The sequence below is a fragment of the Aeromonas bestiarum genome (assembly GCF_000819745.1).
Lineage (GTDB): Bacteria > Pseudomonadota > Gammaproteobacteria > Enterobacterales > Aeromonadaceae > Aeromonas > Aeromonas bestiarum.
In genome coordinates this window covers 225,068-251,633 of sequence record NZ_CDDA01000032.1, presented here as the reverse complement: position 1 = coordinate 251,633, position 26,566 = coordinate 225,068, and the positions used below count along the sequence as shown (strand labels likewise).

The following is a 26,566-nucleotide window of genomic DNA, read 5'->3' as shown; positions in this document are numbered from 1 at the left end:
TTTCGAGATTTGGTGGTTGGTGGCTTATCCAATTAGGGGTAGTTTTTGGCCATCAACCTACAAGGAGTGAGCGACATGACCAGGGAACTGAACAGCTTGTTGGCCCGGCTTGATGATGTGGTCGAGCGGATGCCGGATTGCTTCAACACCTATGAATTTGCCCAGAAGCTGGCGTTGCAACACCAGCGCGAGTTCTTTGCCGCGGGTCACTCCCTGGCCGAACAGGAGGGACGCTTGCTGCGGGTGCTGCATCAGAAGATTGCCGAGGCGCTGGCCAGCAGCGATACGGTGATCGAGGGGGCCTTGTTGCCTTGCGTCACCCCCTGGGGCGAGAAAGCCACCTCGCCGCGCTGGCATCGCAAGCACTGAGTCGGCAAACAGACAATGAGAAAGGCCCGTCACGGGCCTTTCTCATTTTTCATGGTGAGCGGGGCTCACTGCGTCAGACGACGGGCCTGCCAGTAGCGGCTGTTCCAGTAGACATTGTCGAGGCGCGAGCGGATCACCCCCTTGCTGGTGGAGGCGTGGATGAACTCCCCGGCCCCCGTGTAGACACCGACATGGTATTGCTGCCAGCCGGTCTTGAAGAAGACCAGATCGCCGTGCTGCAAGCGGTAGCGATCGACCGGCGTGCCCAGGCTGGCCTGGGATTCAGTGGTTCTGGGCAGGTTGAAGCCGAGCACCTGCTGGTAGGCAAGCTGGGTGAAGGCGGAGCAGTCGAGCCCGGCCCGGCTGGCACCGCCCATGCGATAGGGCACGCCGCGCCATTGCTGGTAGAAGCCGTCGAAGGCACTGCTCTGGCGGGGCGGCGGCGGTTCGGGCGTGCTGGAACAGGCGGCCAGCAACAGGGCCAGCAGGGGCAGCAGTAACTTGCAATGCATGGGGGCTCCTTCGACTCGACGACCCGCTCATCATAAACGGGGTTTGGGGCTCGAACATAGCCTTGTTGGCAATAAACCGCGTCTGAGCGCCCGGAAAGGGCATGGGCCGAGTGACGTCATATTATCGGTTGTATTCATTTGAATAATATTTGGCGGTTATCTTGAATGAGCATTTCAATATTAACGTAATTATTCTATTCAAGTTTGAATGATTTTATCATTAACGTTATTGACGCCGTCGTGTGATCTGTGTCACGTTATTATTTCAGGCTAATTCGTTATGATGAAACCCTATTACAGCAGGCCGCTAGACAGGCAACCCCCGTCACCAATATGGTGGCAGCAAATTAGATATATATGGGTATATTCCCGCAACTGGTTCACATAATAATATTCGGTCAATGACTGGCGTTGGCTGACAATATCACCAGACAGAGGAGGGCCGCCCCATGATATAGAGCCCATAGCAGTGAGTGTTTCCTCGCGGCAGAATGCCCAAGGCATCAGGCTCCCGCTTCATCGTTCAGGCCGATGAACAGGGACGCGAGGCTAAAGACAGGTGTCACCCGCATCTAAAATGGGCAGCGCTATCAGAGCGCGACAACTGTGTACTCGGCAACAGTGTAATAGCATCGGCGAGCGCCGAATCTTCCACCTTAGACTGCACCGCAGTCCTTGTTTTGTCATATGAAATACCCGCCATGAATACGCTGTTAATTCACAGCGAGAAAAATGGCTGGCATTGCGCGGCAAGCAAGCAGAATAACACCGAAATATAACCATCAATAATAGGGTTATGCTGTTCCACCTCATGGTGGAAATAGTCTGGTGTGATTCGACAAGGAGCTAACAATGAAAAACAAAAAACCACGCAAATTCATCACTCAGGCTCCCACTCTCAGTCTGCTCGCGCTGGCCTTGCTGGCAGGCAGCGTGCATGCCGAAGACATAGGCGAGCGTACCGATCAGGGCACCGCCATGCTGGCCAGCCTGCAATCGGAGCAGGGACTTGTCTACCTCAACGCCGGCGTCTGGCTGGATGAGCAGCAGGCCGCCAGGGGGCTGACCCCTGATCAACTGCGCGAGCGCGTGCTGGGGCAGGGGGAGCGCGTCTTCATCGACTTCAGCGCCATTACTGACAAGGGCGAGCGGCAACAGGCCAGAAAGGCCATGGAGCAGCTGGCCGGCATTTCGTTCGATGCCGACTGGGTGCTGGTCTCAGCTTACAAGGGCGCGCTGCTGTTTACCCCGCTGGGGGGCGTCGATGATCCGGCCTTCTATCGGGTGATGGAGCGGGTCGAGAGTCTTGCGGGGCAGGGCAAACGCCACAAACGCTCCCTGACCCAGCCGGCCACCGCCGAAGCCGGCTTGCCGCACGTGGCCTTCTACCTCAACGTCAATCGCAAGATCAGCGATGCCGAGTGCACCTTCCCGCGCTCGCGCACCTGGGATCGGGGGGATCGGCTGTTCTGTGACTCGCCGAACATCTCGCTGGTCTATCGGGTGAACCTGGAGCGCTCCCTGCAATTTGGCAACACGGGCTCCGCCACGCCGGATGCCAAGATAGTGCGGATCTCGCTGGATGAGGAGTCGGCCGGTGCTGGCATCCAGCTCAACGAAGATCTCACCTGGAGCGAGAACTTTGCCGGCTACACCCTGCTCGACGGCTGGGCGCGGGACTATGCCACCGACGCCATCGCCCAGGACTACCGCTTCACCATCGAAGCTTCCAACGCCCAGGCGGCCGTGCTCAAGAGCCTGCCCACCAACCTCAACAGCAAGTATGAGCATCGCGAGATCTCGGGTTTCGAGGTGGGGGTGACCGGCGGGGTCGAGGTGAACAAGGATGGGCCCAAGGCCAAGCTGGAGGCCTCGGCCAAGTTCAGCCAGCAGCGCCAGCTCGCCTACAACACCCAGGACTATCGGGTCGAGCGCTCGGCTCCCAGCGCCCAGAAGGTGAGTTTCAGCTGGGTGCGGGATCAATACGCGACGGCGGAGTCTCTGCTCTCGTCCAAGACGGCCACCGTCTGGGGCATGGGGTACGATGTGGATCACAATCGCATCCAGCCGCTGAGCTACAAGGGCTTCGTGCCGAATCTGGACGTCATCTACAAGGCGGCGCCCAACGAGCAGGGCAGCACAGAGTTCAAGATTGACTCCTCGGTCAACATCCGTCCCATCTACACCGGCATCTACAAGCACTATTACGTGGTGGGCGCCCATGTCTCCTTCCAGGGCTTCGAGGATGTCGACAAGCGCAGACGGGTGACCGCCTCCACCAGCTTCAAGGTGGACTGGAACCACCCGGTGTTTACCGGTGGTCGCCCGGTCAACCTGCAGCTGGGCGGCTTTGACAACCGTTGCCTGAGCGCCGATGCTCAGCAAGGCGTGAGCGCCGTGACCTGTGACGAGACCTCGGCCGCCCAGTCCTTCATCTATGACCAGTACGGCCGCTATGTCAGTGCGCTGGATACCCGTCATTGCCTGGATGGCAACAACCTGGGCCAGTTGCAGAGCTGCAGCCTGAGCCTGGGACAACGCTGGGAGTGGAAAGCGGAGAGCGATGCACTCAGCAACCTGAGCGCCCATCAGCTGCTGGGTCACGACAAGCAGACGGGCGCGCTGGCGCTCTATGACGAGAATGGCCAGCCTGGTGACGTCAGCCTGCGTACCCTGACCTCCTACACCCAGATCTTCGGGCCACCGACCGGCAACTGACGGTTCGGCAGCTGATCTAGTGTCAGAGTCTTGACCAATGAAAACGCCGGCAAGTTGCCGGCGTTTTCGTGGAGGTCTGTCTAAGTTCAGGCCTTGGGTTCGATCAGCGGGGTGAGCAGCTCGGCCAGCTTGTAGAAGGTCTGTACCCGGGTCGTGCTGGGACGCCACACCAGGCCTATCTCGCGGTACGGCTTCTCTCCCGGCAGGGGAATGGCCACCAGATCCGTGTTGTCGAGGATACCGGCATCTATGGCCATCTGCGGCAGGAAGGTGGTGCCAAGCCCGGCGCCGACCATCTGCACCAGAGTGTGCAGGCTGGTGGCGGCGAACGGGTTGATCTTGCTCTTGTCCCGCAACCGGCAGGCGCTGACCGCATGCTCGGTGAGGCAGTGCTCCCGCTCCAGCAGGAAGATGCTCTGATTGGGCAGCTCCTTGTAGTCGAACGGGGTGTGCAGACCGGCCGCCATGCTGGCGGGCATCACCATGTGGAAGGGGTCCTGGCCGACCATCTTGCAGTGGAAGCCGCCGATCTCCACCGGCAGCGCCAGGATCAGCAAGTCGAGCTGACCCTGCTCCAGCTGCTTGAGCAGGTTGGTGGTGGTGTCTTCACGCAGCAACAATTCCAGCTCAGGATAGGCCTTGCCACATACCTGCAGCAGCTTACTGAGCAGGAAGGGGGCTATGGTGGGGATGCAGCCGAGCCGTACCGTACCATGCATGACGCCGCCCTGATGCTGGCCGAGTTCCATCAGATCCCGTGCATCCGAGAGCAAATTGCGAGCCCGCTCGACGATTTCCATGCCGACCGGGGTCATAATGAAGCTCTTGTGGTCCCGCTCCACCAGTTGCAGGTTCATCATGTCTTCCAGCGTCTGGATCCCGGTACTCAGGGTGGACTGGCTGACATGACAGGCCTTGGCGGCGCGGTTGAAGTTCTTGTGCTCGTCGAGAGCGACCAGATATTGCAGCTGTTTCAGGCTGGGCCAACGTTGCATAGGAAAACCCGATTAATGCTATCTATTTAATTTGATTTAACTAATCTACCACCGGGTCTATAGTTTGTCGCTTGAATTAGACGGACTTGGCTCTAGGTAGCCCAATCCTGACAGGATTGTTCACTTCACATAAAGAGGAATTGAATATGGTATTGGTAGGCCGTCCCGCACCCGATTTCACCGCTGCTGCCGTTCTGGGCAATGGCCAGATCGTTGACACCTTCAACCTGGCATCCCACATCAAAGGCAAGGCAGCGGTCCTGTTCTTCTATCCGCTCGATTTCACCTTCGTCTGCCCGTCCGAGCTGATTGCCTTCGATCACCGCCTGGAAGAGTTCAACAAGCGTGGCGTGGAAGTGATCGGTGTCTCCATCGACTCCGAGTTCTCCCACAACGCCTGGCGCAACACCAAGATCGAAGACGGCGGCATCGGTCCGGTCAAGTACCCGCTGGTTGCCGACATCAAGCACGAGATCTGCAAAGCCTATGACGTCGAGCACCCGGAAGCCGGTGTGGCGTTCCGTGGCTCCTTCCTGATCGACAGCCACGGCGTGGTTCGTCACCAGGTCGTGAACGATCTGCCGCTGGGTCGCAACATCGACGAGATGCTGCGCATGGTCGACGCCCTGCAATTCCACGAAGAGCACGGCGAAGTGTGCCCGGCTCAGTGGGAGAAAGGCAAAAAAGGCATGACCGCCTCTCCGGATGGCGTTGCCAAGTATCTGTCCGAGAACGCCGCTTCCTTGTAATAAGGTCTGCGTACCGGATACTGAAAAACCGATGCCAAGGCATCGGTTTTTTTATATCTTTTTTGCGCCGGTCTCGCTCCCAGCCAAATGCCGGCCATAAAAAAGCGCGCCCAGAGGCGCGCTTTTGCTAGTCAGGCCGTCAGGCTACTCGTCGAAGATACCGAAGTGATCCTTGGCGAAGTTGACTCGCTGCTCCACGTTCATCTTGACCTGGCCCAGCTTCTCTATGGTCTTGAGATTGGGCACCAGGCCGCGGCCGTTGGCGATCTGGATGGCAAGACCCGGCCGGGCGTTGAGCTCCAGCAGCATGGGGCCGCGGAACTTGTCCAGCACCATGTCGGTGCCTATGTAGCCCAGGCCCGACATCTCGTAACAGGAGGCCGCCAGGGTCAGCAGGGTATCCCAGTGGGGCACCTTGAGTTCGTACAGATCGAGGCCGGTATCCGGGTGATGACGCAGCGGATTGCCAAACTGCACCGCCCGCAGTGCCCGACCGGTGCGCAGGCACAGACCCACACCCACGGCGCCCTGGTGCAGGTTCGCCTTGCCGTCGGAGGCGGCGGTGGAGAGCCGCATCATGGCCATCACAGGGAAGCCCTTGAAGATGATCACCCGGGCATCGGGCACCCCTTCGAACGAGTAGCCATCGAAGACGTCATCGAAGTTGATGAGGCCTTCCACCAGCGCCACGTCGGGCTTGCCGCCCAGCGAGTAGAGCCCGGCCAGTATGTTGGAGACATGGCGCTCCAGATCCTGACCGTTGCTGGCGCTGCCGTTGGGCTTGTAGAAGAGACCCTCTTCCTGGCGCAGGATCACCAGGATCCCCTTGCCGCCCGAACCGCGCGCCGGCTTGATGCAGAAACCCGGCCAATCCTTGACCAGCTGGGTGATGCGGGTCACGTCATGCTGTTCGCGGATGGTGCCGATCAACTCGGGCACAGTCACCCCCGCATCCAGCGCGATGCGCTTGGTCTGCAGCTTGTCATCCACCAGCGGGTAGAGGCTGCGCGGGTTGTAGCGGCTGATGTAGGAGTGGTTGCGTTTGTTCATGCCGAGGATGCCTGCCTGGGACAGGCTCCACGGACTGGTGTATTTTTCCCAGAACCACATCTGTTACTTGTCCTTACCCGGGGTGGCGCCAGACTTGATCTCGTTCACCAGCGGTTTGAAACGCTTGAGCTCGCTCAGCTTGTAGCCGGTGTAGTTACCCAGCAGCAGCACGGTCGCCATCAGCACCAGCTGCAGGCCGAGGAAGTTGAAGGTCAGGTGACGGATCAGCTCGTTGTCCATGGCCAGGTAGGCGATGACCGCCACCAGCAGGGAACCACCGCCCTGACGGACGACCTCTTTCGGACCCTCTTCCTCCCACAGAATGGACATCCGCTCTATGGTCCAGGAGAGGATGATCATCGGGAAGAAGGTGATCTTCATGCCGTCGGTCAGCCCCAGCTTGAAGGCGAACGCGGAGAAGATGCCGATCATCGAGATCACCATGATGATGATCGCCGATATTCGGGCCACCAGCAGCAAGTTGAGCCGCGACAGGTAGGAACGGATGATGAGACCCGTGCCGACGATCAGCAGGAAGCCGATCAGACCCGTGATGAGGGAGGTCTGGATGAAGGCGACCGCGATCAGCACAGGCATGAAGGTGCCCGAGGTCTTGATACCGACTATGACCCGCAGGAACACCACCATCAGCACGCCGATGGGGATCAGCAGCAAGCCCTTGAACAGCGCCTGTTCTTCCAGCGGCAGACTGTGGATGGAGAAGTTCATCATCTCTGATTTTTCGAACTTCTGCGCCAGCGCCACGTTCACCGGTTGCTCCTGCTCGATCATCGAGAAGGTCACCTTGGAGTTGTGTCCACCGGTCACGTCCAGCAGGGCGCCCGAGTTGTATTCCCACAGCAGCAGGTTGGCAGGGCGACCCTGTTCACCGGTTTGCGGGTTGAACAGCTTGTAGTCGGTCGGGCTGTTGAACACCTGCAGGTAATCCACCAGCTCCTGGCGACGGCGGCCGTCTTCCAGGCTCAGGGCATGCACCACCCGGGCCGGGACGTCAGCGTTGCTCAGCAGTTCGGCGATCAGGTTGGCGCGGCTCTTGTGAGACTTCAGCAGCTCGGCGTTCTGCTCCTGCTTCTCGATCTCCTTGATGATCTCGCGGGTCAGGGTGTAGCCGTCGGCGGAGCGCTCCTGCGCCCGCTCGGAGATCTGCTTCATCGCGGTGGCGTAAGGCTCGCTCTCTATCTGCTTCTCGATGACGGGGGGCTGGGCCAGCGCAGCCGGTTTGGCGTGCTCGTCAGCCATCATGTCGACGCGATAGTAGAGTTCCTGACGGCCGGAGGCGGTGCGAATGGACCACTCGGCACGGGCATCGCCATCCTTCTCGACAAACGACAGGCCATAGCCCGGGCTCGCGGCGTTCTCGTTCATCAGGGTGAAACCGGGCTGAGTGCCCGGAATGGCCAGGGAGGCGATCACCGGCTCGCCGGTGGCTTCAAATTCCAGCTTGGCCTCGATGGACCAGATCTGGCGTTTTTCACCCGGCGTCAGCGGCACGTCCAACGCTATGTGGTGATAAAACGTCATCCCCAGGCCGACAATGTACAGCAGGGCGACCAGCAAATAGAACGGCTTACGGGAAACCATGGATTATTTCACATCCTTGAGCTTGGGTTTTGGTTGGATATATTCGCGGGCCACATCAACCACGGCGATGTCTTTCAAAAATTCGCGACCCAGCAGCACGGGGAAGGTCATGTCGCTGCGGTCTTTCAGGGTAAATTCAGCTTTTTCTGTCATGTCGCCGATCCGCACAGCCAGACGCACCACGGGACGACGATCGAGATCGTCGGCGGACGCCTGACGCACCCGCACGTGACGCACCAGCGGCGCTTCGATCTGGATCTTGTCATCCATCTCCTGGTGGCTCAGGAAGAAGCGTACCCAGTTTTTGCCGTTGCGCTCGAAGATGGTGATGTCCTGGGCGCTGATGGAGGAGGTGGTGGCACCGGTATCGACCCGCGCCTGGAAGGCGTCATTGGCGGCGTCTACCCAGATCCACTCGGCTTCACCGACCAGCAGTTTGCCATCGACCGTGTGGCCCTGGCTTGGTGCCTGGCACTTCTCGGTCGGGATCGCCATGGGCTTGGGCGGCTCGGGCGGCAAGGATTCGAGCTTGCTGTCGACTTTTTTCACGGACTCTTTCATGTTGTTGACATCAGTGTTGAGCTGAACCAGCAGGTGCTGTTGCTGCACATACTGCTTCTGTTGCTGTTCCATGGATGTTTGCAGACGTTGCTCGCTCAGATTGATCTCGGTGCGAAGCTCGGCCAGCGTCAAGGTAGGTACCGGGGGCGCTTTCTCCATACTGACACACCCGCCGAGACTGAGCAGGGAGAGCAGGGTCATTCCTTTTAATTTGCTTTTCATGTCATTCATTTAACTGTGCTTCCTGGAATTGGGTCAGTGTAACTTCCACAGGCGCCATCGGCTAGTCTTTGGCCTTTCTGGCAATCAGTACGGCACGTTTCGGCGCCGGGTGTCCTTCCACCGTGAGCGCTGGATCTTGAGGGTCCAGATAATCGCTCAGGGATTCATTTATCATCCAGTCGGTACGACGCTGTTCGTCGGTGCTGGTCATATTCTCGTCTACTATCCGCACGTCGGTGAAGCCGCAGCGCTCGACCCAGAGCTTGAGGGCCGCGCTCGAGGGGATGAACCAGACGTTGCGCATCTTGCCGTAACGGTCGGTGGGCACCAGCACGTCGTTGACGCCACCATCGATCACCAGGGTCTCCAGTACCAGCTCGCCATCGTCTTTGAGCTGGTTGCGCAGCTGCTCTATGTGCTCGATGGGGGACTTGCGGTGATAGAGCACCCCCATGGAGAAGACGGTGTCAAAGGCGCGCAGCTCCGGCAGCTCCTGAATGCCGAGCGGCAACAGGTGGGCGCGCTGGTCGCCGTCGAGAAAGTGGCGGATGGCCTCGAACTGGCAGAGAAACAGCGGGCTCGGGTCTATGCCGACCGCGAGTTTGGCGCCTTCCCCCACCATGCGCCAGAGGTGATAACCGCTGCCGCAGCCCACATCCAGCACATAGCGACCGGCCAGCGGGCTGATATGGGGCACGACCCGATCCCACTTCCAGTCGGAGCGCCATTCGGTGTCGATGTGGATGCCGTGCACCGTGAACGGGCCCTTGCGCCAGGGCATGAAGTGGCGCAGCAGGCTCTCGACCTTCTTGCGCTCCCCCTCGCCCAGGCTCTCGGCATGGCCGATCTCGACCCCATGTTGCAGTTCGATGGGGCCGGGCGCGACTGTGGGCAGCTTGTTGAGGGCACGATTCCAGCGCGGCAGATCGCCGTGCTGGTTGTCATGCTGCCAGGCGTGCAACTGGGCGGGCAGGGTATGCAGCCAGTGGCTCAGCCGGTTTTTGGCGATCAGTTGATAAAAATTGGCAAAGTCGATCATGGCTTAGTTGGCGTCGCTGGATTTGATGGCAATCATGGAACCGAAGTTGAAGCACTGGAACCAGAGATCCTGGTGAACGAAACCGGCGTCCCGCAGGCGGGCTCTGTGTATCTCCAGGCTGTCGGTGCGCATCACGTTCTCGAGGGCGTTGCGCTTCTGGCTTATCTCCAGCTCGCTGTAGCCATTGGCCCGCTTGAAATCCAGGTGCAGATCGATGAGCAGCTCGTTGACCGGCGCATCCTCGAAGCGGAACTTCTCGCTCAGGATCAGGATGCCGCCCGGGCGCAGCCCATCAAAGATGCGCTGGATCAGGGTCATCCGCTTGTCGGGGTCCACGAACTGCAGGGTGAAGTTGAGCACCACCACGGAGGCGTTCTCGATAGCGACGTCGCAGATGTCCGCTTCCACCAGCGCCACCGGCACCTCGGATTTGAAGCCGGAGAGGTGGGCGCGGGCGCGCTCTATCATCGGATGGGAGAGATCCACCGCCGTGATGGCGCAACCCGGCTGGGTCACGTGGCGACGCATGGCCTGGGTGGCGGCGCCCAGCGAACAGCCGAGGTCATAGAGCCGGCTCTCGGGCTGGGCGTAGCGGGCGGCCATCATGCCGATGGCGGAGATGATGTTGCTGTAACCCGGCACCGAGCGCTGGATCATGTCGGGGAAGACGTCGACGACCTGTTCGTCAAAGCAAAAGTCCCCCAATCGGGCGATGGGGGCGGCAAAAATCTGGTCTTTGGTATGCATGCTGGCGCAACCTGACAGCCGGTATATGAACCGACTGTTTGTTCAATTGAGTCGTTGGGTGACACCCTTCTGGGTTGTTTTATCACCGGTTTACGAACGGGGTGGCTGGCCGTGAGATCCTTAGGGCCGGCCCTGTTCGCAATGGGCCATCATCCGGGCCCTTGATCCGGAGCCGCGTTGTCTGTTGCAACGAATTGCAGTGGTCAACGGCAGGCCCCTTATTCGGAGCCGTGCTGTCTGTTGCAATGAATTGCAGTGGTCAACGAAGGCCCTTTGCTTGGGGCGCTAGTGTAGAGGATTGATGGGCGTTTGTCTTGACGCCGAGCCCCGTCCAGCCACAAAAAAGCGGCTTTTTTTACGCATGCCCGATAGCCCATGAAATGGCTGACTAAAAGCGCAGCACGCCCTGGCGCGCGCGATCGTTTTCCCCCGGCCAGGGGGCCATCTCCTGCCCCAACAGGCGGGTTATCTGGCGGGCCAGCTCGGGTGACTGGGCATTGTCAGCGGTATGTATAAAGAGGTAGAGATCCTTGCCCTCCGCCAGCCACTGACGCCAATGGGGCAACCAGCTGGGCAGGAAGGGGTGATTGGCGGCCGGATCCGGCAGACCGATGAGCCGCACCACGGGGGCGCTGGCGGTGGCCAGCAGATGTACCGGCAGTCTGGGCTTCTTGCCCTGGGCATCTATCATGGCGGCCGTGGTGGCCGGCACAGAGAGCAGCGGCCGGCTGTCGAGCATGATGCGGTTGATGCCTTTTTCCATCAGCATACGGTTCAGGCTGCGCTCCGCCTCGCCCTTGGCGAAGAAATCGGGGTGGCGCACCTCGAGGGCATAGCGAAACTGTGTCGGCAGCCGGTTGAAGAATTCAGCGAGACGGGGAAGGCCGCTCGGGCCGAAGCGGGCGGGCAGTTGGAGCTTGAGCAGTCCCAGCTTGTCATGCAAGGGTTCCAGCAGGCGGATAAAGTCGCTCACCTGCTTGTCGGCGCTCACCAGATCGCTCTGATGGCTGATTTCTTTCGGAAACTTGAAGCTGAAGCGAAAGTGGGTGGGCACCGCATCGGCCCAGCGTAGCACCGTTTCCGGGGTCGGCGAGGCGTAGAAGGTGGTGTTGCCTTCTACCGTGTTGAACACCCGGGCGTAGTGGGCGAGGTGCTCGGCGGGTTTGGCCCCCACGCCCAATAATTGACCGGGCCAGGCCGGGTGTGACCATTGTGGCAGGCCCAAAAAGAGGCTCATGACGGATCCTGTCTGCGGGTTTATCTCGTTTTGCGCCCATTTTTTGCCTTGAGATGTAAAAAACAGGGCAAAGGGGGCTGCTGGCCATTTTACCCAAATGGGGGTTTTCCTCTATAATGCCAGCCCTTTTGTTTGCCAATTTGTTGTGACTCACGCCGCTGTGCGCATATTGTGGCGACGGTAGCGGCCATGAATTGGCCAAACAACGACGCTTTCCGATGCCCTCTGACCGACTGCCCGGCCGCTTGCCAGCCGCCTCTGGTCGAGCCGATATCGGTGGCAGGTGTCCGATCCAGGGGATCGGACGGTATGAGACAGATTTCAAACCGGGTAAGAACAAGACTCTGGCCAGCTGTGAGACAGACGGTGCTTGCCAGTCGTGCCCGGCGACCCAGGTTCACCGTCTCTCTACAATTTCGAAGGAAGAAGTCCATGCGCTCTATCTATTGCGGACAGGTCAATGAGGCCCATGCTGGGCAGACCATTACATTGTGCGGTTGGGTCCATCGTCGTCGCGACCTGGGCGGCCTCATCTTTATCGACATGCGTGACCGGGAAGGGATCGTGCAGGTGTTCTTCGATCCGGACAAGCCGGACGCCTTCGCCCTGGCCTCCGAACTGCGCGGCGAGTTCTGCATTCAGGTCTCAGGTGTGGTACGTGCTCGTCCTGACTCCCAGCGCAACAGCGACATGGCCACAGGCGCCATCGAAGTGTTCGCCCACGAGCTCACCATCATCAACCGCGCCGAGCCGCTGCCGCTGGACTTCAACCAGGTCAACAGCGAAGAGCAGCGCCTCAAGTTCCGTTATCTGGATCTGCGTCGCCCCGAGATGGCCAAGTACCTGAAGACCCGTGCCAAGGCCAGCGCCTTCGTGCGTCGCTTCATGGACGAGCACGGCTTCCTCGACATCGAAACCCCCATGCTGACCAAGGCCACCCCGGAAGGTGCCCGTGACTATCTGGTGCCGAGCCGGGTGCACAAGGGCAAGTTCTACGCCCTGCCGCAGTCCCCGCAGCTGTTCAAGCAGTTGCTGATGATGTCCGGCTTCGACCGCTACTACCAGATCGTCAAGTGCTTCCGTGACGAAGACCTGCGTGCCGACCGTCAGCCGGAATTCACCCAGATCGACGTGGAGACCTCCTTCATGACGGCGCCGCAAGTGCGCGAGCTGATGGAAGAGATGATCCGCAACCTGTGGCAACACGTGCTGGCCGTGGATCTGGGCGACTTCCCCGTGATGACCTTCGATGAGGCCATGCGCCGTTTCGGCTCCGACAAGCCGGACCTGCGTCTGCCGATGGAGCTGGTCGATGTGGCTGACCTGCTGACCGCCGTCGAGTTCGCCGTGTTCGCCGGCCCCGCCAACGACCCGAAAGGCCGTGTGGCGGCCCTGAAAGTGCCGGGCGGCGCCGAGCTGTCCCGCAAGCAGATCGACGAGTACACCAAGTTTGTCGGCATCTACGGTGCCAAGGGCCTGGCCTGGATGAAGGTCAACGACGCCGCCAACGGTATTGAAGGCGTACAGTCTCCGGTTGCCAAGTTCCTGTCTGACGAGATAGTGCGCGAGATCCTGACCCGTACCGGCGCCGCCGACGGCGACATCATCTTCTTCGGCGCCGACAGCAAGAAAGTGGTGGCCGATGCCATCGGTGCCCTGCGTCTGAAAGTGGGCCGCGATCTGGGTCTGATGGAAAACAGCTGGAAGCCGCTGTGGGTCATCGACTTCCCCATGTTCGAGGAAGACAGCGAAGGCGGCCTGGCGGCCATGCACCACCCCTTCACAGCGCCGAGCAACCTGGGCCCGAGCGAGCTGAAAGCCAACCCGCTCAGCGCCTATGCCAACGCCTACGACATGGTCATCAACGGCTACGAAGTGGGTGGCGGTTCTGTGCGTATCCACAACAGCGAGATGCAGGCCACCGTCTTCGACATCCTCGGCATCACCCCGGCCGAGCAGCGTCTGAAGTTCGGCTTCCTGCTGGATGCGTTGAAGTACGGTACCCCGCCGCACGCCGGTCTGGCCTTCGGCCTGGATCGCCTCAGCATGCTGCTGACCGGTACCGACAACATCCGGGACGTGATTGCCTTCCCGAAAACCACGGCGGCCGCCTGTCTGATGACAGACGCCCCCAGCTTTGCCAACCAGGCGCAGATGAGCGAACTGGCGATTGCGACGACCGTCAAGGGTGATGAATAAGCCGGCATCCGGCACAGTCCCGGCCGCGCCCGGCGCGGCCTACCCGGTCACTTTGTGTTATTGAAATCTAAAAAATATAACGGAGAGTCTCTATGGCAGGTCACAGTAAGTGGGCCAACATCAAACACCGCAAGGCAGCTCAGGATGCCAAGCGCGGCAAGATCTTCACCAAGCTGATCCGTGAAATCACCACCTCGGCTCGTATCGGCGATCCGGATCCCGCCAACAACCCACGCCTGCGTGCGGCGGTGGCGGCTGCCCTGACCGGCAACATGACCCGCGACACCATCAACCGCGCCATCGCACGTGGGGCCGGTGGTGGCGACGGCGAGCAGCTCGAGACCATAGTCTACGAAGGCTACGGCCCGGCTGGCTCCGCCGTCATGGTGGAGTGCCTGACCGACAACCGCAACCGTACCGTGGCGGAAGTGCGTCATGCCTTCAGCAAGTGCGGCGGCAACCTGGGCACCGACGGCTCGGTCGCCTACCTGTTCAGCAAGAAAGGTCTGCTGACCTTCGTCGGTGTCGATGAAGATGCCCTGATGGATGCGGCCCTGGAAGCGGGCGCCGATGACGTGGTGACCGAGGAAGATGGTTCCATCGAGGTGTACACCACCCCGAACGACTTCGGGACCGTGCTGGATGCGCTGGAGGCCGCCGGCTTCAAGGCCGAGAGCGCCGAAGTGACCATGATTCCTTCCACCGAAGCCGAGCTGGATGCGGAAACCGCCCCCAAGCTGATGCGCCTCATCGACATGCTGGAAGATCTGGACGACGTGCAGGAGGTGTACCACAACGGCTCCATCTCCGACGAAGTCGCCGCGACCCTGTAATCCGGTTCGTGAACACTCTGGTGGCGACGTTCTGTTCGCCCCCGCTAAAACGGCAGCCTCGGCTGCCGTTTTTTATGGTTGCTCCGCGCTTGAAGGTCGCGCCGGTCGTGACATTGCCCGCCTTAATTTTCCCTTAAGTTTGGCGACTTAAGCTGCCTGCCGTGTCCGGGCGCCCAGCCCCTTGCCGTGCTTGCCCTCAGGAAGAGGTGCGCGGCAAGCGAGCACTCACAACGGGTGCCCCCATGCAGGGGCCCCAGTCCTGCCTGGTTTGTCGGAGTATCGTTATGCGCATCACCCTGGGAGTGATGAAGGTGAATCTGTTGCTGGTGCTGCTGTTTGCACTGGTGTTCAACTGGCCCATCTTCCTGCACTTTTACCACATTCTCACCCAGCTGGAGCACGTCAAGGCGGGCTTTGCCCTCTCTATCCCCCTGGTGCTGCTGGCCGCGCTCAATGCGGTGTTTCTGCCCTTTACCTTCCGCTATCTGCTCAAGCCCTTCTTCGTGCTGCTGATCCTGATGGGCTCTGTGGTCAGCTACGCCATGCTCAAGTACGGCGTCATCTTCGACGTGAGCATGGTGCAGAACATAGTCGAGACCAACAGCGGGGAGGCGACGGCCTACCTCAATGGCTCGGTCGCGCTCTGGTTCCTGCTGACCGGACTGCTGCCGGCGCTGGCCTTGCTGTGGGTGAAAATAACCTATCCCAGCCCCTGGTATAAGGGACTGGGGTTGCGTCTTGGTTCCATCGCCCTGTCGCTGCTGTTTCTGGTGGGGGTGGCCGCGCTCTATTACCAGGATTACGCCTCGGTCGGGCGCAACAACAAGTCCCTCGGCAAGGAGATAGTGCCCGCCAACTATGTACACGGTCTCTATCGTTACGCCACGGATATCCTGTTTGCCACCCCCATCCCCTATCAGCCGCTGGGGACCGATGCCAAAGTGGTGGGGCAGGGCGGCAAGCCGACCCTGATGTTTCTGGTGGTGGGGGAGACGGCGCGCAGCCAGAACTACTCCCTCAACGGCTACGGGAAGCAGACCAACAGCTTCACCGCTCAGGAGGCGGGCATGGTCTCGTTTCGCAACGTGCGCTCCTGCGGCACCGCCACGGCCGTCTCCGTGCCCTGCATGTTCTCCAATCTCACGCGCCGGGAATATGACGACACCCTGGCCCAGTCGCGGGATGGCATGCTGGATGTGCTGCAACACGCCGGCATCTCCGTGCTGTGGAAGGAGAACGACGGTGGCTGCAAGGGGGTGTGCAAGAACGTGCCCACCATAGACATAGAGGCCAAGGCATTCCCGCAGTATTGCCAGAGAGGCTCCTGCTACGACGAGGTGATGCTGGAGGGGCTGGATCAGCAGATAGCGCAGATGAAGGGCAACAAGCTGGTGGCTTTTCACCTGATGGGCAGCCACGGCCCGACCTATTATCGGCGCTACCCCGCCTCCGAGCGCTTCTTCGTGCCGGACTGCCCGCGCAGCGACATCGAAAACTGCACCAATGAAGAGCTGGTCAACAGCTATGACAACACCATACGTTACACCGACAAGGTAGTGGCACGGCTGATCGACAAGCTCAAGACGCTGCAGAACGACTACAACGTGGGGCTGGTCTATCTCTCCGATCACGGCGAATCCCTCGGTGCCATGGGGCTCTACCTGCACGGCACCCCCTACAAGTTCGCGCCGGATGATCAGACCCGGGTGCCACTGCTGACCTGGCTCTCCCCCCAGTTGCAGGCAGATCGGCGGCTGAACATGGATTGCCTGCAGCAGGAGGCGGCCAGCCAGCGCTTCTCCCATGACAACCTGTTCCACTCAATGCTGGGGATCATGGATGTGCAGACAAAGGTGTATGACGGCGCGTTGGATCTGTTCAAGCCGTGCCGGGCAGGCTAAACCTGCGAACAGCACACAATAAAAAACGGCAGCCAGTGGCTGCCGTTTTTTATCTCGCAAGGCAAGCGCCTTACTTCTGCTCCATGATGATCTGCAACAGATCACCCTCCAGCAGGGCCCGCTTCACCAGGGCGAAGCCGCCTATGGTGGGCTGGTTCTGGAAGCGCGCCTTCACTATGGGCAGACCACGGTGGAAGCTCGGCAGAGACTGGTGCTCGACACAGCGGCGGATGGCCGGGAAGAGGATCTCTTCGGCGGCGGTGATTTCACCGGCGATCAGCACCTTCTGCGGGTTGAACAGGTTGACCGTGATGGCCACCGCCCGTCCCAGATGCTCACCCACGTTCTCGATCACGCTGCGGGCCAGTTCATCACCGGCCATGGCGGCCTTGCACACCTCCTGGATGGTGATGTGCTTCTCCTGCAGCGAGCTCAGGTGGCCGCGGCTGATGAGCTCTTTCACCTTGTCGACGATGGCCTCGTTGGAGGCTATGGTCTCCAAGCAGCCGAAGTTGCCGCAGTGGCAGCGCTTGCCGAGCGGTTCGACCTGAATGTGGCCGATCTCGCCGACGTTGCGGTTCTGACCGAGGAACACCTTGCCCTTGGTGATGATGCCGGAGCCGGCCCCCTGGTGCACGCTCACCAGGATGGAGTCCATGCAGTCGCGGGATTCACCGAAGAAGTGCTCGGCCAGCGCCAGGGAGCGGGTGTCGTTGCCCACGTAGCAGGGCAGGTTGAAGTGGTTCTCCAGCAGCTTAGCCAGCGCCAGATTGCGGATCTGGTACTTGGGGGTATAGATGACCATGCCCGATTCCGGATTGACCAGACCCGGCATGGTCAGCGCTATGCTGATCAGGTTGCGGCTGCGCTCCTGCTGGGCGTCGATGAAGGCACCAATTTCGCGCAGCAGCATGTCGACCACGGGCTGCTGGTCGATCTCGGTCACCTGGGTGATGTGCTGATCGAGCTCCTTGCCGTCGAGATCGTACAGGCTCAGCTGCAGATAGCCGCGGCCGAGCTTGGCGGACACAAACTGAAAGCGATGCTTAATGGTGGTCAGGGAGATGGCGCGCCGCCCGCCGGTAGAGGCTTGTGGTGAGGTCTCCTTGATCAGGCCATGTTCGATCAGTTGCCGGGTTATTTTGGTCACGCTGGCCGGGGCCAGCTGACTCAACTCGGCAATTTTGACCCGCGAGATGGGGCCTTGCAGGTCGATGAGCCGATATACGGCCGCACTGTTGACCTGCTTGATAAGATCTACGTTTGCTATTTGTCCGCCAGTCATAGTGTCACTGTGTTGTGTAGTGTCCGTTAACCACGGTCCCGCAGACCGTGAAGGCCTGATCAAAGACAGTCAGGTTGGCTATTTTTCCGACCTGGATACTACCGAGACGTGAGTCCCATCCAATGGCGCGAGCGGGATATAGGGTGGCCATTCTCAGTGCTTCATCGAGCGGTAATCCGACCTGTTTGACCAGATTTTCCACCCCTTCAATCATGGTGAGGGCAGAACCGCCGAGTGTACCATTCTCGTCAACGCACTGACCATCGCGGAAATAGACGGTTGCGCCACAAAAATCAAACTTCTCAAAGCCTTCCGGCGCCCCGGCTGCGGCGGTGGCGTCGGTGACCAGCACCAGCCGATCCCCCAGCATCTTGTGGGCCAGCCGCACATTGGCCCAGTGCACGTGATGCCCATCGACGATGACGCCGGCATAGACATCCTTGCGATCGTAGATGGCGCCCACCACGCCCGGCTCGCGGCCGTTCACGGTCGGGGTCATGGCGTTGTAGAGGTGGGTGGCAAAGCGGATGCCGTTGTCAAAGCCGGCCATGGCCTGATCGTAGTTGGCGGCGGTATGGCCGGCAGAGACCAGGATGCCCGCTTCCACCAGCTGGCGTATGTGCTCCGGCTTGTTGCGCTCCGGCGCCAGGGTGATCTTGGCGATGGCGTCGCTGTTGGCACAGAAGAAGTCGATCATCTCGTCGGCGGGCTGGCGGATCTGCTCGGCCGGGTGAATGCCCTTGCGCTTGAGGTTGGTGTAGGGCCCCTCCAGATGCACGCCCAGCACCTCGTTGGGGTGGGCGGCCATGTAATCGCGGGTGACGGCGACGGCCTGCTTCATGTCCGCATCCGGGCTGGTGATCAGGGTCGGCAGGAAGCTGGTGGTACCGGATTTCAGGTTGGCGGCCTGCATGGTCGCCAGAGTCTGGGTGGTGATGTGGCCGTTGAACATGACGCCGCCGCAGCCGTTGAGCTGCACGTCGATGAAGCCGGCGCAGAGGTTGGCGCCGTGCAGATCATGTTGTTCTATGCCGGCGGGCAGTTCGGCCCGGCGGGAGATGGCGATAATCTTGTCGCCCTCGATCACCACCCCGTAACCGGTCAGCACACAGCTGCCGGTGTAGAGGGTGCAGTTGGTCAATGCGTACATGGTGGCTCCTTACAGACGGCCGATGTTGGCGGCTTCCAGCTGCTGGAAGTAACGCACCGTCTTGACCTTGAGCTCCATGGTGGAGGGCTCGTCGCACACCATCATTCCCTTCGGATGCAGTTGCAGGGTGGAGATGGTCCACATGTGGTTGACGCTGCCTTCCACCGCGGCTTGCAGGGCCTGGGCCTTGCCGTGACCGGTCACCAGGATCATGATCTCTTCGGCGTCCATCAGGGTGCCGACACCCACGGTCAGCGCCAGCTTGGGCACCTGCTCCATGTCGCCGCCGAAGAAGCGGGAGTTGGCGATGCGGGTGTCTTCGGTCAGGGTCTTGACCCGGGTACGAGAGGAGAGGGAAGAGGCCGGTTCGTTGAACGCTATGTGGCCGTCATTGCCGACGCCGCCCATGAAGAGGTTGATCTTGCCGTAGGACTTGATCTTCTCCTCGTAGCGCTTGCACTCGGCCACCAGATCCGGGGCGTTGCCGTTGAGGATGTTGATGTTCTCGGGGCGGATGTCGATGTGACAGAAGAAGTTGTTGTGCATGAAGCTGTGGTAGCTCTCGGGGTGATCTTCCGGCAGGCCGACGTATTCGTCCATGTTGAAGCTGACCACGTGCTCGAAGCTCACCTCGCCCGCTTTATGCAGCTCGATCAGGCGCTTGTAGGTGTTGAGCGGGGTGCCGCCGGTGGGCAGGCCCAGTACGAAGGGGCGATCGGCAGTGGGTTTGAACGCATTGATACGGTCAACGATGTAACGGGCAGACCACAGGCCCACTTGGCTGGCAGATTTCAACGGGATCAGGCGCATTGTAGATACCTCTGTACGGGTTGCTGCCGGGGTGTCGGCGGCAAATAGGCTGAGACGGATTCAAGTTGTTTTATAGCGTAAATAAAGATTGCGAACTAAGCCACATGTATCCGCTACCTTTATCTCGTTTGGGTGATAATGATCACGAATATACGTTTATTAATTTGCGCAGCGAAATAAAAGCCCTAGACTGCCAAACAAGCCTTGATGGCTTATGCGTCAAACGTGATAAGCACTTAATTTCTAGAAAAACATTAACTAAGGAGAGGAACCGTGAACATTCTCGGTTATTTGCAAAAGATCGGCCGTGCCCTGATGGTGCCGGTAGCGGTATTGCCTGCCGCAGCGATCCTGATGGGGGTTGGCTACTGGATCGATCCGAACGGTTGGGGTGGTGACAGCGCGCTGGCTGCCTTCCTGATCAAGGCGGGTGCCGCCATTATCGACAAGATGGCCATACTGTTTGCTGTCGGTGTCGCCTATGGCATGTCCAAGGATAAAGACGGTTCCGCCGCGCTGGCCGGTCTGGTCGGCTACCTGGTGGTGACCACCTTGCTGAGCCCGGGCGCCGTGTCGCAAATCCAGCAGATCCCGCTGGATCAAGTGCCTGCCGCATTCGGCAAGATTGAGAACCAGTTCATCGGTATCTTGACCGGTGTGATCGCCGCCGAGCTTTACAACCGCTTCAGCAGCGTCGAACTGCACAAGGCGCTGGCCTTCTTCTCTGGCCGTCGTCTGGTGCCGATCGTGACCTCAGTGGTGATGATCGTCGTCGCCTTCATCCTGATGGCCGTCTGGCCGGTCATTTACGGTGGTCTGGTGAGCTTTGGTGAATCCATCGTCAACCTGGGCTCTACCGGTGCCGGTATCTACGCCTTCTTCAACCGTCTGCTGATCCCCGTCGGTCTGCACCACGCCCTGAACTCAGTGTTCTGGTTCGACGTGGCCGGCATCAACGACATCCCGAACTTCCTGGGTGGCCAATCCTCCATCGACGCCGGTAAAGCGGTTGTGGGTGTCACTGGTATGTACCAGGCTGGCTTCTTCCCCATCATGATGTTCGGTCTGCCGGGCGCCGCGCTGGCCATCTACCACTCCGCCAAGAAAGAGAACAAGGACAAGGTTGCATCCATCATGATCGCCGCCGCCTTCGCCGCCTTCTTCACCGGTGTGACCGAGCCGCTCGAATTCTCCTTCATGTTCGTGGCACCTGTGCTCTATGTCATCCACGCCCTGCTGACCGGTCTGTCCGTGTTCATAGCCGCCAGCATGCAGTGGATTGCCGGTTTCGGCTTCAGTGCCGGTCTGGTGGATATGGTGCTCTCCAGCCGCAACCCGCTGGCGACTCACTGGTACATGCTGCTGGCACAGGGTCTGGTGTTCTTCGGTCTCTACTACGTCATATTCCGTGCCGTCATCGTCAAGTTCAACCTGAAAACCCCGGGTCGTGAAGATGACGAAGCCGTACCGGTACAGGCTCAGACCACAGACCGCACCGAACTGGCTCGCCAGTATCTGGAAGTGCTGGGTGGTCAAGAGAACCTGGTCACTATAGATGCCTGCATCACCCGTCTGCGCCTGACCCTGAAAGACCGCAGCATAGTGGATGAGCGCAAGCTGAAAGCCCTGGGCGCGGCCGGTGTGGTCAAGCTCGGTGAACAGAACCTGCAGGTGATTCTGGGCCCCTTGGCCGAAATCATCGCCGGTGAGATGAAGGCCCTGCGTTAATAGAGCGCAAGCTCGCCTCAAGTCTAAGTCCATTGTTGACATAACTAGGGCCCCGCCTCGGGGCCCAATATAAAAAAAGCCAAGAAATTCCAACCTTTACTTCAAATGAGAGCAGCAGTTATGAACTTGAAACATTCTCTGTTAGCCATTGCCATGTCTACCGTTTTCGTCAGCCAGGTACAGGCAGCCGATGCCGCCAAGCAAGCCGTGGTCGATTCCCTCGCCAGCAACCTCGTCGTCAAGTACGAAGTCGTCACCAACGACGGTGCCGGCGCCGGCCTCGACTGTCAGGCGCTGGGTTCCGAGTGGGCGAGCTGTGGCGTTGCCAAGCTGCACCTGACCAATACAGGTGCTGACGTCACCTCCAAGGACTGGAGCATCTATGTCTCCTCCATCCGCCGCATCCAGCGGGTCGACAACGACCAGTTCACCATCACCCATCTGACCGGCGACCTCTATCGTTTGACGCCAACCGAGCAGTTTAAGGGCTTTGCCAAGGATGCCACGGTCGAAGTGCCGTTGGTGGTGGAATACTGGGTACTGTTCGAATCTGACATCATGCCGAACTGGTATGTCGCCAGCGAAGGTGCCGAGCCGAAAGTGCTGGCCAGCATGAGCAACATCGACGACGCCAGCACCTACGAGAAGCCGATGCCAGCCGATGGCTGGAAGCGCACCAAGGATGACAACAACATCCTGATGAACAGCGAAACCCGTTTCGCCGCCAACCTGACCAGCAGCCTGCTGCCGGCCAGCAAGATCGATGACCAGATACTGCCGACCCCGCTCAAGCAAGTCATCAAGGCGGGCCCGCAGGTTGACTTCTCCAGCATCAAGCTCAATGCGCTGGATCTGCCGAGCGATCGCGCCGACGCCCTGAAGGCTCAACTGACCAAGCTGGGTGTTACCCTCTCCGACACCGGCTATCCAGTGACCGTCAAGCTCGGCAGCAAGCTCAAGCAGGCCGAAGGCTATGACATGACCGTAGGCAAGCAGGGCACTGTGATCCAGGGTCATGACATCGAAGGCGCCTTCTGGGGCGCGCAATCCCTGATCTCCTTGCTGGGTGTCAACGACAAGTTGGTCAGCCAGATGAGCGTCGAGGATGCGCCGCGCTTCGAATACCGCGGCATGCAGACCGACGTGGCCCGCCACTTCAGAAGCCCGGAAACCTTGCACAAGCTGATCGACCAGATGTCGGCCATGAAGCTCAACAAGTTGCACCTGGGACTGACCAACGATGAAGGCTGGCGTCTGGAGATCCCGGGGCTGCCGGAGCTGACCGAAGTGGGCAGCCAGCGTTGCCACGATCTTTCCGAGACCAAGTGTCTGATGCCGCAGCTGGGTTCCGGCCCGACCAGCGACAACCAGGGCTCCGGTTTCTACAGCAAGTCCGACTACATCGACCTGGTGCGTTATGCCAAGGCCCGCGGCGTGACCGTGATCCCCGAGATCAACATGCCGGCTCACGCCCGTGCCGCGGTGGTCTCCATGGAGGCGCGCTACCAGCGTCTGATGGCCGAGGGCAAAGAAGCGGAAGCCAACCAGTTCCGTCTGACCGACCCGGCGGATACCTCCAACGTCACCTCGGTGCAGTTCTACGACAAGATGTCCTTCATCAACCCTTGCCAGCCGGGTGCTGCCACCTTCGTGAGCAAGGTGATGGATGAAGTGGCCCAGATGCACCAGGCCGCCGGCCAGCCGCTGACTGCCTGGCACTACGGTGGTGACGAGGCGAAGAACATCATGCAGGGCGGTGGCTATCAGGATCCGGCCGTCACCAAGAAAGAAGAGCTGGTCGCCTGGAAGGGCAACGTCGACTCCAGCAAGCAGGACAAGCCGTTCGGCAAGTCGCCGGTCTGCCAGAAGATGATCGACGATGGCAAGATCAAGGACGTGGCCGAGCTGCCTGTCTATTTCGCCAAGGAAGTGAGCGAGCTGGCCAAGAGCCGTGGCTTCTCCACCCTGCAGGCATGGGAAGATGGCCTCAAGTACGCCAATAGCGCCAAGGATTTTGCCACCGACAAGACAGTGGTCAACTTCTGGGAAACCCTCTACTGGGGTGGTTTCAACGAGGCGATGAAGTGGGCGCACAAGGGCTATGACGTCGTGCTCTCCAACCCGGACTACCTCTACTTCGACTTCCCGAACGAGGTGCACCCGGCCGAGCGTGGCTACTACTGGGCAACCCGTTTCAATGACACCCGCAAGGTGTTCGCCTTCGCCCCGGAAAACCTGCCGCAGAACGCCGAGACCTCGGTTGACCGCGACGGCAACGCCTTCGTGGCCAAGGGTGACCAGGATCCGGTCAAGTTCCGCGGGATCTCCGGTCAGCAGTGGAGTGAAACCGTGCGTACCGATGCTCAATACGAGTACATGGTCTACCCGCGCATCTTCTCCATGGCCGAGCGTGCCTGGCACAAGGGTGGCTTCGAGCTGAACTATGTGAAGGGTCGCGAGTTCTCCGGTGAGACCAAGCATGTCAACAAGGCCACCCTGAACAAGGAGTGGAACCAGTTCGCCAACCTGCTGGGTCAGCGCATCCTGCCGAAGCTGGATGTCCAGGGCGTCGAGTATCGTCTCTCGGTGCCGGGCGCCAAGGTCATCGACGGCAAGCTGGAAGCGAACGTGGACCTGCCGGGCCTGCCCATCCAGTACAGCCTGGACGGCAAGAGCTGGAGTGCCTACGACGCCGCGGCCAAGCCAAGCGTGACCGGCAAGGTCTACCTGCGTACCACCAGCTTCGATGGCAAGCGCACCAGCCGTGTCACCGAGCTGAACTGATAGCCCTCAATCCATAACGCAAGGTGGGTCGCAAGACCCGCCTTTCCCAAGCCCGATAATGCATCGGCCTTGGGAAAGGTTGACTGTGCGTGTGAGCCTTTGTTGTGTGTGTGTATTGTCTGTTTTTGTTTTTTCATCACCTTGAACCCCGCCCAGTGCGGGGTCTTTTTTTATCCGCCATGACATTCAGCCGGCGGGCGCGTGCCGTTTTGGCCTGCCCGCGCCCCGAATTGGGTAAATTCAGGTTGAGACAGGGCGCGTAATGAGGGATCATAACCGGCTTGACGGCGGGGGGATGAGGGTGCCAGCCGGCACAACTTCCGCCAGTGACGCATTTTTGAGGTGAGCCATGAGTCAGGCGAACAGCCCAACTAACTTTATTCGTCAGATCATTGATGAAGATCTGGCCAGCGGTAAGCACAAGAGCGTGCATACCCGTTTTCCGCCCGAGCCGAACGGTTATCTCCATATCGGCCACGCCAAGTCCATCTGCCTGAACTTCGGCATCGCCCGTGATTATCAGGGTCAGTGCAACCTGCGTTTCGATGACACCAACCCGGTGAAAGAAGACATCGAATACGTGGAGTCCATCAAACAGGACGTGCAGTGGCTCGGCTTCCAGTGGAACGGCGAGATCTGCTACTCCTCCGACTATTTCGACAAGCTGCACGGCTACGCCATCGAGCTTATCGAAAAGGGTCTGGCCTATGTGGACGAGTTGTCTGCCGAGCAGATGCGCGAATACCGCGGCACCCTGACCGAAGCCGGCAAGAACAGCCCGTTCCGCGATCGCAGCGTGGAAGAGAACCTGGCGCTGTTTGCCAAGATGAAGAACGGCGAGTTCGCCGAAGGCAGCGCCTGCCTGCGCGCCAAGATCGACATGGCGTCCCCCTTCATGGTGATGCGCGATCCGGTCATCTATCGCATCAAGTTTGCCCACCACCATCAGACAGGTGACAAGTGGTGCATCTATCCGATGTACGACTTCACCCACTGCATCTCGGACGCGCTGGAAGGGATCACCCACTCCATCTGTACCCTGGAATTCCAGGACAACCGTCGTCTGTATGACTGGGTGCTGGACAACATCACCATCGACTGCCACCCGCGTCAGTACGAGTTCTCTCGTCTGAACCTCGAATACACCGTCATGTCCAAGCGCAAGCTGAACCTGCTGGTGACCGAGAAGCACGTGGATGGCTGGGACGATCCGCGCATGCTGACCGTTTCCGGTCTGCGTCGCCGTGGCTACACCTCTGCCTCCATCCGCGAGTTCTGCAAGCGCATCGGCGTGACCAAACAGGACAACATAGTCGAGATGAGCATGCTGGAAGCCTGCATCCGTGACGATCTCAACGAGAATGCACCGCGCGCCATGGCCGTGCTGCATCCGGTGAAGGTGGTCATCGAGAACCTGGCGGCCGATGAGGTGCTGACCGCACCGGCGCACCCGAACAACGCCGAGATGGGCACCCGCGAGTTGAACTTTACCCGCGAGATCTTCATCGATGAAGCGGACTTCAAAGAAGAAGCGAACAAGCAGTTCAAGCGACTGGTGCTGGGCAAGGAAGTGCGCCTGCGCAATGCCTATGTGATCAAGGCCGAGCGGGTCGAGAAGGATGCGGATGGCAAGGTGACTTGCATCTACTGCTCCTACGATCCCGAGACCCTGGGCAAGGATCCGGCCGATGGCCGCAAGGTGAAGGGCGTGATCCACTGGGTCTCTGCCACTCACTCCCTGCCGGCCGAGATCCGTCTCTATGACCGTCTGTTCAAGATGCCGAACCCGGGTGCCGAGGCTGACTTCGAGGCGGCGCTCAACCCGGACTCCCTGGTGATCATCGAAGGCGCCCGCGTGGAAGCCTCCCTGCAGAACGCCAAGCCGGAGTTTGCCTACCAGTTCGAGCGTGAAGGCTACTTCTGCGCCGACAACAAGCTCTCCAGCGCCGAGCACCTGGTGTTCAACCGCACCGTGGCCCTGCGTGACGTCTGGGGCAAGGCCGAGGCCTGACAAGCAGAGGGCAGGGGAGACCCTGTCCCTTCTTGTCCGGATTGCGGTCAATAAAAAAGCCAGC

General features: G+C 59.9%; 20 protein-coding genes. 9 read left to right on the top strand and 11 right to left on the bottom strand.

The window, feature by feature from the left end; translation table 11 throughout:
• Window positions 1-75: 75 nt before the first annotated feature.
• Window positions 76-369 (top strand): hypothetical protein, encoded by a 294-nt coding sequence (locus BN1118_RS17265; RefSeq protein WP_042872521.1) that lies wholly within the window; start codon window positions 76-78, stop codon window positions 367-369.
• Window positions 370-434: 65 nt separating this feature from the next.
• Here the strand turns inward: BN1118_RS17265 and BN1118_RS17260 are convergent, their stop codons facing one another.
• Entirely contained in the window at window positions 435-881 is a 447-nt protein-coding gene (locus tag BN1118_RS17260) for a C40 family peptidase (protein ID WP_042872518.1), read from the bottom strand.
• Window positions 882-1,733: 852 nt separating this feature from the next.
• Between BN1118_RS17260 and ahh1 the strand changes: the two genes are divergently transcribed.
• Window positions 1,734-3,599: a hemolysin Ahh1 gene (gene ahh1 / locus BN1118_RS17255; protein ID WP_043557243.1), complete on the top strand. Its 1,866-nt coding sequence runs from the start codon at window positions 1,734-1,736 to the stop codon at window positions 3,597-3,599.
• Between the two features lie 86 nt (window positions 3,600-3,685).
• On the opposite strand, the gene BN1118_RS17250 is transcribed toward ahh1, so the two are convergent.
• Entirely contained in the window at window positions 3,686-4,594 is a 909-nt protein-coding gene (locus tag BN1118_RS17250; protein WP_043141650.1) for a hydrogen peroxide-inducible genes activator, read from the bottom strand.
• Window positions 4,595-4,740: 146 nt separating this feature from the next.
• Here BN1118_RS17250 and BN1118_RS17245 point away from each other — a divergent pair, with 146 nt between their 5' ends.
• On the top strand, window positions 4,741-5,343 hold the full coding sequence (locus BN1118_RS17245; RefSeq protein ID WP_042872512.1) for a peroxiredoxin C: 603 nt from the start codon (window positions 4,741-4,743) through the stop codon (window positions 5,341-5,343).
• 144 nt (window positions 5,344-5,487) lie between these two features.
• Here the strand turns inward: BN1118_RS17245 and BN1118_RS17240 are convergent, their stop codons facing one another.
• The 6 genes from BN1118_RS17240 to BN1118_RS17215 form a co-directional block, all read right to left on the bottom strand.
• Window positions 5,488-6,453, bottom strand: a complete 966-nt coding sequence (locus tag BN1118_RS17240; protein ID WP_043141648.1) for an alpha-L-glutamate ligase-like protein — start codon at window positions 6,451-6,453, stop codon at window positions 5,488-5,490.
• Between the two features lie 3 nt (window positions 6,454-6,456).
• A complete protein-coding gene (locus tag BN1118_RS17235) occupies window positions 6,457-7,995 on the bottom strand; it encodes an inactive transglutaminase family protein (protein ID WP_043141646.1) in 1,539 nt (512 codons plus the stop codon).
• Window positions 7,996-7,998: 3 nt separating this feature from the next.
• Complete coding sequence (locus tag BN1118_RS17230) at window positions 7,999-8,787, bottom strand: ATP-dependent zinc protease family protein (RefSeq protein ID WP_043141644.1); 789 nt, start codon at window positions 8,785-8,787, stop codon at window positions 7,999-8,001.
• A gap of 52 nt (window positions 8,788-8,839) precedes the next feature.
• A complete protein-coding gene (cmoB, locus tag BN1118_RS17225) occupies window positions 8,840-9,817 on the bottom strand; it encodes a tRNA 5-methoxyuridine(34)/uridine 5-oxyacetic acid(34) synthase CmoB (RefSeq protein WP_043557242.1) in 978 nt (325 codons plus the stop codon).
• A 3-nt stretch (window positions 9,818-9,820) separates the two neighbouring features.
• Entirely contained in the window at window positions 9,821-10,564 is a 744-nt protein-coding gene (cmoA, locus tag BN1118_RS17220) for a carboxy-S-adenosyl-L-methionine synthase CmoA (protein ID WP_043557240.1), read from the bottom strand.
• Window positions 10,565-10,952: 388 nt separating this feature from the next.
• Complete coding sequence (locus BN1118_RS17215; RefSeq protein ID WP_043557239.1) at window positions 10,953-11,801, bottom strand: DUF72 domain-containing protein; 849 nt, start codon at window positions 11,799-11,801, stop codon at window positions 10,953-10,955.
• A 432-nt stretch (window positions 11,802-12,233) separates the two neighbouring features.
• Here BN1118_RS17215 and aspS point away from each other — a divergent pair, with 432 nt between their 5' ends.
• The 3 genes from aspS (at window position 12,234) to BN1118_RS17200 (ending at window position 16,734) form a co-directional block, all read left to right on the top strand.
• On the top strand, window positions 12,234-14,000 hold the full coding sequence (gene aspS, locus BN1118_RS17210) for an aspartate--tRNA ligase (RefSeq protein ID WP_043557238.1): 1,767 nt from the start codon (window positions 12,234-12,236) through the stop codon (window positions 13,998-14,000).
• A 92-nt stretch (window positions 14,001-14,092) separates the two neighbouring features.
• Window positions 14,093-14,833, top strand: coding sequence for a YebC/PmpR family DNA-binding transcriptional regulator (locus tag BN1118_RS17205; protein WP_043557237.1), 741 nt, complete (start codon window positions 14,093-14,095; stop codon window positions 14,831-14,833).
• 284 nt (window positions 14,834-15,117) lie between these two features.
• Window positions 15,118-16,734 carry a phosphoethanolamine transferase gene (locus BN1118_RS17200; RefSeq protein ID WP_043557236.1) on the top strand — a complete coding sequence of 539 codons (1,617 nt, stop codon included), beginning with the start codon at window positions 15,118-15,120 and terminating at the stop codon, window positions 16,732-16,734.
• Between the two features lie 70 nt (window positions 16,735-16,804).
• Here the strand turns inward: BN1118_RS17200 and nagC are convergent, their stop codons facing one another.
• From nagC to nagB, 3 genes are read right to left on the bottom strand one after another with little or no spacing between them, the layout of a single operon-like run.
• The gene (nagC, locus tag BN1118_RS17195) at window positions 16,805-18,019 is read right to left on the bottom strand and encodes a DNA-binding transcriptional regulator NagC (RefSeq protein WP_042872493.1); all 1,215 of its coding nucleotides are present in this window, start codon (window positions 18,017-18,019) and stop codon (window positions 16,805-16,807) included.
• A gap of 4 nt (window positions 18,020-18,023) precedes the next feature.
• Entirely contained in the window at window positions 18,024-19,169 is a 1,146-nt protein-coding gene (nagA, locus tag BN1118_RS17190; protein WP_043557235.1) for an N-acetylglucosamine-6-phosphate deacetylase, read from the bottom strand.
• Between the two features lie 9 nt (window positions 19,170-19,178).
• Window positions 19,179-19,979, bottom strand: a complete 801-nt coding sequence (gene nagB, locus BN1118_RS17185; protein ID WP_042872490.1) for a glucosamine-6-phosphate deaminase — start codon at window positions 19,977-19,979, stop codon at window positions 19,179-19,181.
• Window positions 19,980-20,252: 273 nt separating this feature from the next.
• Here nagB and nagE point away from each other — a divergent pair, with 273 nt between their 5' ends.
• The 3 genes from nagE (at window position 20,253) to glnS (ending at window position 26,502) form a co-directional block, all read left to right on the top strand.
• Entirely contained in the window at window positions 20,253-21,707 is a 1,455-nt protein-coding gene (gene nagE, locus BN1118_RS17180; RefSeq protein ID WP_042872488.1) for an N-acetylglucosamine-specific PTS transporter subunit IIBC, read from the top strand.
• Between the two features lie 120 nt (window positions 21,708-21,827).
• On the top strand, window positions 21,828-24,491 hold the full coding sequence (locus BN1118_RS17175; protein ID WP_043557234.1) for a beta-N-acetylhexosaminidase: 2,664 nt from the start codon (window positions 21,828-21,830) through the stop codon (window positions 24,489-24,491).
• Window positions 24,492-24,840: 349 nt separating this feature from the next.
• On the top strand, window positions 24,841-26,502 hold the full coding sequence (glnS, locus tag BN1118_RS17170; protein WP_043138570.1) for a glutamine--tRNA ligase: 1,662 nt from the start codon (window positions 24,841-24,843) through the stop codon (window positions 26,500-26,502).
• Window positions 26,503-26,566: the final 64 nt, after the last annotated feature.